General features: G+C 68.8%; 9 protein-coding genes. All 9 read left to right on the top strand.

Going from position 1 to position 10,824, the window contains the following annotated elements:
• Positions 1–41 precede the first annotated feature (41 nt).
• The 9 genes from LY41_RS22420 (at position 42) to LY41_RS22380 (ending at position 10,604) form a co-directional block, all read left to right on the top strand.
• Entirely contained in the window at positions 42–2,288 is a 2,247-nt protein-coding gene (locus tag LY41_RS22420; RefSeq protein ID WP_253866332.1) for a type VII secretion-associated protein, read from the top strand.
• 333 nt (positions 2,289–2,621) lie between these two features.
• Positions 2,622–2,939: a WXG100 family type VII secretion target gene (locus LY41_RS22415; protein ID WP_253866331.1), complete on the top strand. Its 318-nt coding sequence runs from the start codon at positions 2,622–2,624 to the stop codon at positions 2,937–2,939.
• A gap of 57 nt (positions 2,940–2,996) precedes the next feature.
• The gene (locus LY41_RS22410) at positions 2,997–3,287 is read left to right on the top strand and encodes a WXG100 family type VII secretion target (RefSeq protein ID WP_253866456.1); all 291 of its coding nucleotides are present in this window, start codon (positions 2,997–2,999) and stop codon (positions 3,285–3,287) included.
• Positions 3,288–3,677: 390 nt separating this feature from the next.
• A complete protein-coding gene (rplM, locus tag LY41_RS22405; protein ID WP_253866329.1) occupies positions 3,678–4,130 on the top strand; it encodes a 50S ribosomal protein L13 in 453 nt (150 codons plus the stop codon).
• A 14-nt stretch (positions 4,131–4,144) separates the two neighbouring features.
• Positions 4,145–4,615: a 30S ribosomal protein S9 gene (gene rpsI / locus LY41_RS22400; RefSeq protein WP_253866327.1), complete on the top strand. Its 471-nt coding sequence runs from the start codon at positions 4,145–4,147 to the stop codon at positions 4,613–4,615.
• 486 nt (positions 4,616–5,101) lie between these two features.
• Positions 5,102–6,445, top strand: a complete 1,344-nt coding sequence (glmM, locus tag LY41_RS22395; protein ID WP_253866325.1) for a phosphoglucosamine mutase — start codon at positions 5,102–5,104, stop codon at positions 6,443–6,445.
• 262 nt (positions 6,446–6,707) lie between these two features.
• Positions 6,708–7,034 carry a WXG100 family type VII secretion target gene (locus LY41_RS22390; protein ID WP_308292296.1) on the top strand — a complete coding sequence of 109 codons (327 nt, stop codon included), beginning with the start codon at positions 6,708–6,710 and terminating at the stop codon, positions 7,032–7,034.
• 2 nt (positions 7,035–7,036) lie between these two features.
• A complete protein-coding gene (locus tag LY41_RS22385) occupies positions 7,037–10,057 on the top strand; it encodes a hypothetical protein (protein WP_253866323.1) in 3,021 nt (1,006 codons plus the stop codon).
• Positions 10,058–10,142: 85 nt separating this feature from the next.
• Positions 10,143–10,604, top strand: a complete 462-nt coding sequence (locus LY41_RS22380) for a hypothetical protein (RefSeq protein ID WP_253866321.1) — start codon at positions 10,143–10,145, stop codon at positions 10,602–10,604.
• Positions 10,605–10,824 lie beyond the last annotated feature (220 nt).

The following is a 10,824-nucleotide window of genomic DNA, read 5'->3' as shown; positions in this document are numbered from 1 at the left end:
ACGAACGGGTCACCGGTCGCCGCCGACTCCGGGGGCGACCGGTGACCTTTCGCGTCGCGATCGATTTCGGCACGTCGAGTACCTGTGTCGTGGCCGCCATCGGGGAACGGCAGCCGCAGGTCGTCGTGGTCGACGGCCAGCCGCTCATGCCGTCGGCGGTGTACGCGCACGCCGACGGCACGCTGTTCGTCGGCCAGGAGGCCGAACGCCAGGCTGCGGTCGATCCGGCGCGGTTCGAGCCGACGCCGAAGCGGCGTATCGACGAGGGCGAGCTGCTGCTGGGCGAGACGGTGCTGTCGGTCGTCGACGTGGTGCGCGCGGTGTTGTCGCGGGCGGTGGGGGAGGCGCGCAGGCTCGCTGCGGGCGCCGACGTCGACCTGCTCGTCCTGACGCATCCCGCGGACTGGGGCGCGGTGCGCACGCGGTTGCTGCGGCAGGCGGCGTCCGGACTGGGCCACGAGGTGGCGCTCGTCCCGGAACCGGTGGCGGCCGCGGTGTTCCACGCGGCGACGTACACGCCCGCGAAGGGCGGCAATCCGGAGAAGACGGTCGCGTTCACCGGCAGCCCCGGTGACACGCTGGCCGTGCTGGACTTCGGCGGCGGCACGATCGACGTCAGCGTGGTGCGCAGAACGGAGTCGCAGCAGCGGCGCACGGCGTTCGAGGTGCTGGCCACGCGCGGCGACCCGGGGTTCGGCGGTGCCGACATCGACCAGGCGCTGCTCGAGCACGTCGGGTCGCTGGTGTCGGCGGCCGACCGGGAGTCGTGGGACGAACTGGTGCAGGGCCGCGAGCTGGCGGACCGCAGGCGCAGGCGCGTGCTGCGGCAGGACATCCGGGGTGCGAAGGAGACGCTCTCGCGCCACGCCTACACCGACGTGCCGATGCCGCCGCCGTTCGCCGACGCCCACGTCACCCGGGAGCAGCTCGAGGAACTGATCGCCTCGCCGCTGGGCAGGACCGTCGAGCTCACGCTCGCCACGATCGAGGACGCCAAGCTGAGGGCGAAGCAGCTGACGGCGATCTTCCTGGTGGGCGGGTCGAGCCGGATCCCGAAGATGTCCCGGCTGGTCCACGAGCGCACCGGTGTCGTCCCGACGACGCTCGATCAGCCGGAAACGGTCGTCGCCCGTGGTGCACTGCGCGCGGTGCAGGTGATCCCGGACCGCGGCGGCGCCGTGCCGGGTGCGCTGCCGGGGCGGGGCGGCGAGACGACGACGGTCGTCGGCCGGGACGAGGCCGGCCGGGCCGTGCAGGGGCGGACGGGCGGTGCGGGTCCGGCCGGGCAGGCGCCGCAGGGGGTGCCCGTGCAGCAGGCCGGGACGCCGCAGGGCTGGCACGGTGGGCCGGCCCGGCCGGGGCAGTACCCGCAGACCCCGCAGGCCCCGCAGACCCCGCAGGCCCCGCAGACCCCGCAGGCCCCGAATCAGCAGGCGGCGGGCCTGCAGGGCGGTCATCCGCCCGCGCCGGGCAGGCCGACCCCGCCCGGAACGCCGGGACAGCCACCCGGAGCGCCGGGACAGTCACCCGGAACACCAGGACAGCCGCCCGCCGGTGCGCGGCAGCCGTCCGCCCCGCCGGGTCAGGCCCCGCCGCAGAGCGGGCCGTTCCCGCAGCAGCAGCCGGGTGGCCCGCACCCGAATCAGCAGCAGTATCAGCAGCAGGCGCCCGCGTACGGCGGGTTCGGCCACCAGGGGTCGGGCCCGCACGCCGTCGACGGCGGTGACGGCGAACGGGCGCCGAAGCGCAAGCGCCGCGTCCTCGCCTGGTCGGCGGCCGTGGTGGTCGCGTTGCTGCTGGCTGGCACGGCCGGATGGTTCTTCTTCCTGCGCGACGACCGTCCGCCGGGTACCGAGGTCGCGCGGTTCTCGTACTCGTTCGTCGCCCCCGAGGGCTGGGAGAGGGTCCTCGAGGACACCCAGCGCGCCCGCGTCGCGTTCGCACCGAAGCAGTCGGACGGCGCGGACCGGGTCGTCGTCCAGCAGATCGAGCAGGATTTCGACGCGGGCAGCCAGCACCGGCAGCTCTACGACACACTGCGCGCCGATGCCGACGAGGCGAACGGGCAGAATCCCGGTCAGTACCGCAATTTCCGCCAGCACCACAGCTACGCGGACAAGGACACCATCTACTACGAGGAATTCCCGTCCGACGGCGTGATCATCAAGTGGTACGTCCAGGCCAACGGCCGCGCACAGGTCAGCGTCGGATGCCGCATCGTGGAGATGGAGCAGCGGCTGGAATCGGGCTGCAACCAGATCGTCGGAACCCTCGAATTCACGAACTGACGTCCGCCGCGGCCGGGTAGCGGGCGGCGGAGTCACGGTCTGCCGGGCTGCGGGTTGCAAACCCCGGCCGGCGATGCCCGGAATCGATCCTTCGTCGGTAGCCCGTCCGTGTCGCGGATGCTTTCGAGAACGTCTGCGCGACCCCGAAAATATGACTCTGACCTGCGAAAACAGCGTCTGTTCCCGCTGGTTCCGACCAGTCGCGTTTACGGGAGCAACGACTTCCGAATCCGGCAGGACATCGCGGAACCGATCGTGGCAGGGTCTCCGTCGTAGGGTCAGTACCAACGAGGAAGTACTCGACCGAACCACTAACGAAGGGGGTCATTCCCAATGGCTGGCGGTTTTGCAGGGACACCGGAGCAGTTCCAGAAGGCGTTCCAGGACGTGTCCGAGACCAAGGGTCAGATGGACGCCAACATGCAGAAGCTGCGGTCGAACATCGAGGCCACGTCGGCCGGTTGGCAGGGTCAGGCCGCCGGCGCGTTCCAGAACGTCATGGCCGCGTTCGACGAGAAGAACATGAAGCTGAACCAGGCGCTGCAGGACATCGCGGACCTGCTGCAGCAGTCGGGCCAGAAGTACGAGCAGGCCGAGGAAGAGCAGAACTCCTCCATCAGCAACATCGGCAACGTTCTCGGCGGCCTCTGAGCAGGCGCTCCCACACCCTGATTCACTTCATTTCTCAGACTTTCTGGAGGGAAAAAGATCATGTCCGGAATTAAGGTCAATTACGAGACCATCCAGGTGGCGGCCGAGGACTGCAAGTCCACCGGCGCCGAGCTGGAGGCCCTGTTCGAGCAGCTGAAGAGCAACCTCGCCCCGCTCACCAGCGAGTGGGAAGGTGAGGCCATGGCCGCCTGGCAGGAGCTGCAGCAGAACTGGGACCGGTCGCTCGACGACCTCAAGCAGGTTCTCGCGCAGATCGCGACCGCGCTGCCGCAGATCGCCGACTCGTACCAGGGCACGGAGCAGGGCATCAAGGGCATGTTCGGCTGAGCAGGCTCCGGCCGCCAGCTGACGAGGCTGTGTGAAGCGGGTCCGACGTCCGGGTCGGGCCCGCTTTCGCCTGTCCGGAGGTGTTCGGGCAGTGGTGCTGCATCGGCAGGATGCGTCCCGGGGGCGCGACCAAGCCCCAGGAGCGCGCAGCTGTGCCCCCGGGGGCTCGGACCTGGTCGGCGCGGTGCGTAAACTGACGCGGGCCGGAGGTCGACGCGCCGGTGCGGCCTCCTCGGCGGCCGGCGTCACCGGGATTAGAATGACCGGCCGACCCGACCCCGCTTCCACGCTCCCCGAAGCGACCGGGTATCTTCGTAGTCTGTGCGCGCGCCGAGTGTTTGCGCCCAGCCCGCACGTACCCAACAGCAATCTTGACGACGAGGTAGACCCTTGCCCACGTACAGCCCTAAGCCCGGCGATGTCACCCGTGCCTGGCACGTGATCGACGCCCAGGACGTCGTGCTCGGCCGGCTCGCGACCGAGGTTGCCACGCTGCTGCGCGGCAAGCACAAGCCGACCTACGCTCCCCACGTGGACACGGGTGACTTCGTCATCATCGTGAACGCTGAGAAGGTCGCCCTCACCGGCAACAAGCGCGAGCAGAAGTTCGCGTACCGCCACACCGGTCACCCGGGCGGCCTGCGTAAGCACTCGTTCGGCGAGCTGCTGGACAGCAAGCCCGAGCGACTGCTCGAGAAGACCATCAAGGGCATGCTGCCGAAGAACAAGCTCGGCCGTGCCATGGGTAAGAAGCTGAAGGTCTACGCCGGCCCGGACCACCCGCACGCCGCGCAGAACCCGCAGCCGCACGAGATCACCAAGATCGCTCAGGTGACCAAGTGAGTGAGGAACAGCCTGTGACCAGCACCGAGACCGAGGCCGCCACCGAAGCGGCTGTGATGAGCGAGACGCCGGCCGCGCCGAAGCCGTCTCGCGCCGCCGGTGGCACCGCGCAAACGGTTGGCCGGCGCAAGGAAGCCGTCGTCCGGGTGCGTCTCGTGCCCGGCAACGGCCAGTTCAAGCTCAACGGCAAGTCCCTCGAGGACTACTTCCCGAACAAGGTGCACCAGCAGCTCATCCGTGAGCCGCTGAGCACGGTCGAGAAGCCGGAGTCGTTCGACATCGCCGCGAACCTGCGTGGCGGCGGCCCGTCGGGTCAGGCCGGCGCGCTGCGCATGGCCATCGCCCGTGCGCTGGCCGAGATCGACGCCGACGACCGTCCGGCGCTGAAGAAGGCCGGCTTCCTCACGCGTGACGCGCGTGCGACGGAGCGCAAGAAGTACGGCCTCAAGAAGGCCCGTAAGGCGCCGCAGTACTCGAAGCGCTGACGTTCCCCGAACGTTTTCGGTCGCGTGCGTCACAGGCGTGCGCGGCAACATGCGAAAGCGCCCATCCGATACACGGGTGGGCGCTTTCGCATGTTCACCCCCTCCCAAGGGCTCGTGTTGCGGATTCCGGGGGCCGTGTTGCGGGCTCCGGGGCCAGTGTTGCGCTCTCCGGGGCCCGTGTCGCGTTCTCCGGGGGCTGTGTTGCGGGTTCCGGGGCCGTGTTGTGCCCGCGGGTGTCGCCGGTCGGCGCTCGTGAGCGGTGCGCCGGTGTGGGCGGTACCGGTCCGGTTCGCCGTCGGCGGGCCGACCGGTGGACCGTCGGGCCGGGCTGCGAAGCGTTGCTGGTCGGGCACCTGCGGTAGCAGAAGCGGTGACCCGCCGATATCGCCCGCGCGTGTGTCGCTAAGTTGTCCGCGCAGCGTGGAGTGCTCACCGTGGGATCTCCGGGCGCCTTCGGGCGCGAGAAGTGTGTAGTTGGAGGAACGTATGGCCCGCCTGTTCGGCACCGATGGTGTGCGCGGTCTTGCGAACAGTGAGCTGACGCCGGAGCTGGCGATGTCGGTGGCCTCGGCTGCTGCGGGGGTGCTGGCGGCGCACGACCGGTCGCACCGCCCGGTGGCGGTAGTCGGGCGGGACCCGCGGGCCAGCGGCGAGATGCTGGAGGCCGCGGTGGCTGCGGGGCTCGCGTCGGCGGGTGCGGACGTGTTGCGGGTCGGGGTGCTGCCGACGCCGGCTGTGGCGTTCCTCGTGGGCGACCTGGGTGCGGATTTCGGTGTCATGATCTCGGCCTCGCACAACCCGATGCCGGACAACGGGGTGAAGCTGTTCGGCGAGGGCGGGCACAAACTGCCGGACAGTATCGAGGACGAGATCGAGACGGCGCTCGCAGGCGGCGGCCCGGGCCGGGTGCGGCCGACGGGGTCGGAGATCGGCCGGGTGACCGAGGTCGAGGATGCGCTGGACCGGTACGTGCGGCATCTGGTGGGCGCGACGCCGCATGTGCTGTCGGGGCTGACGGTGGTCGTGGACTGTGCGAACGGCGCGGCGTCGACGGCGGCCCCTGAGGCGTACCGGAGGGCGGGCGCCGACGTCGTGGCGATCAACGCGGAGCCCGACGGGGTGAACATCAACGACGGGTGCGGGTCGACGCATCCGGAGCAGCTGCAGGAGGCGGTCGTCGCCCACGGTGCGGATCTGGGGATCGCGCACGACGGCGATGCCGACCGGTGCCTGGCCGTGGATGCCGACGGCACGCTCGTGGACGGTGACCAGATCCTGGCGGTGCTGGCGCTGGACATGGCCGAACGCGGCGAGCTGGCGCACACGACGCTCGTGGCGACGGTGATGAGCAACCTGGGTCTGCATCTGGCGATGAAGGAGCACGACATCACGCTGCGCACGGCGGCGGTCGGCGACCGGTACGTGCTGGAGGAGCTGCGGGCAGGCGGGTTCGCGCTCGGTGGGGAACAGTCGGGGCACGTGGTGCTGCCCTCGCACGCGACGACCGGGGACGGGCTGTTGACGGCGTTGCGGCTGATGAGCAGGGCCGCGGCGACGGGCAAGCCCCTGGCCGAGCTGGCCGGGGTGATGCGGCGGCTGCCGCAGGTGCTGGTGAACGTCCGCGTGGCCGACAAGGCCGTGGTGGCGGCGTCGGAGACGGTGAAGGACGCGGTCGACGCGGTGACCGACGAGCTGGGCGAGGAGGGGCGTGTGCTGTTGCGCCCGTCGGGAACCGAGCAGCTGGTGCGGGTGATGGTGGAGGCGAAGGCCGAGGCAGTCGCCCAGGCCGCGGCGGACCGGCTGGCGGGAGTCGTCGCGACGGTCGCGTGAAGCGGATGCCCGAGGCCGGTTGACCAGAGGCGCCGATCGCCCGAGCGGGGCGTCGGCCGCCGTCGGCGCCGGGGCGCTTGTGATGACCTGCGGTGCCGCTGTGGGGATGGTCCGGCCCGGGAGGGCGAGGTCCGCCACCAGTGTCGTCGTTCGTGCGACGTGGACGTGGCCGATTCGGTATGTTTCTCTGAGCATCCGTAGCGGCACCGGACGTCATCGTGTTGCGTCCGAACCGTGACGAACAAGCTCGACCTGCACGACCATGCAACAGGGGGAGGAACCGATGGCCGGTGGTCAACAAGTCAACTACGGCAAGCTTCGCGCGGCCGGTAAGGCTTACACCCAGGATGGTGAACAGCTGAAGGAGGCCGGCGGAAAGCTGGAGACCGACGTCGGTGAGGCGCAGGTCGGCAAGGCGTGGTCGGAGACCGCCAAGCCCTATGCGGAGGCGATAGAAAAGTACCGCGATGCCGTGACCAAGTACGGCGAACAGGCCGCGGATCTCGGCGACAAAATGAAGCAGGCCGCTAATGCCTACGAGGACGACGAGGCCGTGAGCGCGGAGACCATCGCCTCGAAGGAGGTCTGACGATGGATGACCGCACTACTCTCGCTGTGAGCGGTATGGTTGGTGACGAAGCCCGCACAGCGGCGGTCCAACAAGTGGCCAAATCGGAATTCACCGAAGCGGATCTGAACGAGATGAAGGCTCTGCTCGACGATCCGAATGTCTCGTCGGAACATCGCGGTCAGATGCTGATGGCTTTGTCCAATGCGGGCGTGGTCAGTCATCAGGAGATCTACAAGTACTCCAGCAAATACGGGTACGACGCGGAAGACATCAAAGACGGCGGCGAGGCTCCGCTCGAGAATATTTACAACGGGAAGCGAGCGTTTCGTAGGGCGCAGCGGGAATCGCATCAGGGAGAAATTTCGGATGCGAAAGGCAGTCTGCAGGATCTGAAATCGTACAGCTCCTCGGACCAGATCATCGACAAGGCAAAGTTGATCGTCAAGCTCTTCAGTGAGTTTCATCCGAAGTACACCGAGGTCAAGTCCCTCGGTTATAACGCGGAATCGGGCGAGAAGGGCCAGCGCGAGATGCCCCGGGCCGAGATCAACAACCCGAATTCCAGTCAGGGGGAAGCGGGCGCGTCGGCCAAGTACTCAGTCAGCGGGAATACGCCGGACGACATCCGGAGTGGCCTGGACGAATTTCGCGGCATCGAGTTCCATTGTTTCTGGCAGGACTCCAATGTTTTGTCGGACACGCATAAGAAGGTCAGTGAGGCGAAGGAATCGCTGCATGGGGCCTGGAAGGACGGCACGTCCGAGTGGGTCGGCGATGCCAAAGATGCGGCCAGTCAGCGAAACAACACGATAAACGAGAACGCCGGTGATCTCTCGCAGGCGCTCAATACGGCCTCTGACAGCGTGATGGCCGGCATCGAAACGGTGCGGGAATGTGTGGCCGAGTACGTCAAGGCCGTGCTGGACATGTACGGAAACGGCAGAATCTCGGGTCTTGTTCCGTCCGACATCGACACCCTGATCAAGGTCGGCCAGGAGTTTCGCGGCGGAATTCAGCAGGTCCAGGAAAAGACGGACCCGGGCTTCCTGGAAAGCATGACCGAGGCTTACGTTTCCTATAATTTACTCGGCATGCTTTCCCCTTCTGGTGAGCAGTCGCCATTTTTTGACTTTCAGGATTACAAGTTTGCGGATACGGTCGATATCTACAATGCTAAACAGGAGCTTGCACGTGGCAGGCAGGCCTTGGAGGACGCCGAAGCTCAGTTGAAGGCCTTCGTCGCCGCTTACGAGCAGAAGGCCGAGCAGTTCCACGCTTTTGGGCAACAGTACGTCCAACAGGGTGTCCAGACGAACTACTCGGACATGATCAATGCCCTCAACAAGAATCTGGGGCAGGCGTTCGGCGACCAGATGGGAAAGGGTGGCGACAAGTCCGCGGTCCCCGGTGAGAATCAGACCGTGCCGACCGGTGGCCCGCCGATGACCGGTGGTAATCCACCGCCATCGGCTGGCCCGACTCCCAGCTCGTCGTCAGTCCCTCCCCCCGCGGCGTCGGTCGACCCGGCTGCGGCTGGTGAGCAGCTGCCCGATCAAAGCGGTAACGGTCAGCCGAAGCCGGGTGAAGCAGGTGAGGGCAAGAACCCCGTCACGGGCGGCAAGCTCGAAACCGACCCGGAGACCGGCGAGCCGTACCCGATCGATCCGGCGACCGGCGAGGCCGTCAAGGACGCCGTCGAGCGTGACACCCTGACCGTCGAGCAGGGCGACAAGAAGTTCGAGTTCGCCGAGCCCGATGCCAACGGCGAGATGGCGATCTCCGTCGACGACGGCAACGGCCCGCTCAAGGACTACAAACTCGACTTCGGAGGCGGCGACGACGCCTCCGGCGGAGCCCAGCCGGGTGGACAGACCGACGGCGGCCCGGGGCAGAGTGCCGGTCCGGGTCAGGGTGCCGGCCCGGGACAGCCCGGCCAGGGACAAGACGCAGGTCAGGGCCAGACTCCCGGTGAACAGGGTCGGCAGGACTTCGGTCCGCAGGGGTCCGGTGACGGGGCCGCCGATGGCACCCAGGACGACGGTCCGAGCGGTGCCCGGGGCGAGAAGGTCCACACGCCGGACGAGGACGGCAAGATCCGCATCGAGGACGGCGACACCGAGATCGTCGCCGAACAGCCCGACGGCCCCGACGGTCCGACCAAGGTGACGGTCGACGACGGCAAGGGCGAGCCCACCACCTACACCCTCGGCGAGGAGGAGACCTCCGGGTCCGGCGCGGGAAGTGGCGGCGGCATTCGCCCCGGCGGCGGTGGCGTCGAGTCCGCGGCCCGCGGCATGGCTGCCGATGGGCCGGACATGGACGAGCTTGGCAGCCAGGACGGCGCTCCCCGGGCTGACTCCGACTCCGGATCCGGTACTGGCTCCGGCACTGCCGGTGCCGGAGCGGCCGCGGAGGGCAGTGCGCCCGGTGGAACCGGGTCCGTCGCGTCGGCGAGCGAAGCCGGACAGGCCGGCGCGGGTCCCGACCTGGGTGCGGGCGGCGCCGGCTCGTCGATCCCCGACGGGGCGGGCTCGGCCGGCGACGGTGGTGCGGCCGGACCCGACGACGGTGGCGCGAGGAAGGCCGACACGGCGGACGCAGCCCAGTCACCGGGCGGTGACGCCGGGGCGAGCGGTGAGAACGGCGCCGACGATGCGACGGCGCCCGCCTCCAGCCTCGGTTCGTCCCTGGGCGACGGCGCACTCGGCGGTGGCGCCGGTGAGATGCCGGGCGACAGCAGTCTCGCCGAGGCCGGTATGGGCGAGGACACCGGTGCCGGTGACGACTCCGGCGACGGCGGCGGGCCCGGTGGCTCCGGCGACAGCGGCGGCGGTGCCGGTGGTTCCGGTATGGGCGGCGGCATGATGGGCGGCGGCATGGGCGGCGCCGGTGGTGGCGGCGGTGGCGGCGGCGACGAGGAACGGCAGAGCCAGTTCATCCTCGACGCCGTCAGTGAGCTGTTCGGTGAAGTAGCGGGCGGGAACCACATCACCGGCACGATCGGTGAGGGCGCCGAAACCGCTGTGTCCTTCGGTCGCTGACAGCACATCGATTACCGGGACAAGGCTGGTAATCCCAGGTCAATCCGTCCGGTCGAGGATTCGCGAAGTAGAGGGGAAGCAGTCGGTGGTCGAGAATGCAGATCCGGATCTGGTGGAAAAGCTCGCCGAAAATCAGGCCCGGTTACGTGCGGCAACTGCAGAGATCAACGAATGGGCCGAGCAAGCGGAGCAAGAGCGCGAAGAGGCTGTCGAAGAACGTCGGCAAGCTGCCGAGCAATTGAACAAAGAGCTCGACGAGCAGATCGCCGCCAACAAGGAAGCCGCCGAGGATCCGAACTCGAAGAACGAGTGGTTGCAGCGGCGCGACGACGGTGGCGGCCGCACGATGGACTTCGGCCCCGTCGGTGACGAGTCGGAGGAGGCGCAGGCCGACGCGGCACCCGCACAGCCCGCCGCACCGGCATCGCAGTCCCCGGCCGCACCACCGCCTCCGCAGCCGTCCACTCCGCCGGCCCGGCGTCCCGCCCTGCCCCGGCGCGACGAGGACGACGATGAGGACTTCGCCAATCGGGACTGGTTCGTCTAGCCACGACCCACGTCGGCGACCTGCGTTCGCTGACGACGCGGGCTGACGACGCGGGTGACGACGGCGCAGCAGCTACCCGCACGGCGCAGCAGCTACCCACCCGCACGGCGCAATACCCACCCGCGCGGCACCGCACACGTATACGGCGGCGGTCGTCCGGATCACCACGGTCCGGCCGGCCGCCGCCGTCGCGTGTCCGCCCATGCCACATCACCCGCGG

The sequence above is a fragment of the Prauserella halophila genome, from assembly GCF_024171895.1.
Lineage (GTDB): Bacteria > Actinomycetota > Actinomycetes > Mycobacteriales > Pseudonocardiaceae > Prauserella > Prauserella halophila.
Note: the sequence above shows the minus strand (reverse complement) of the source record. Positions and strands in the feature narration are given on the sequence as shown.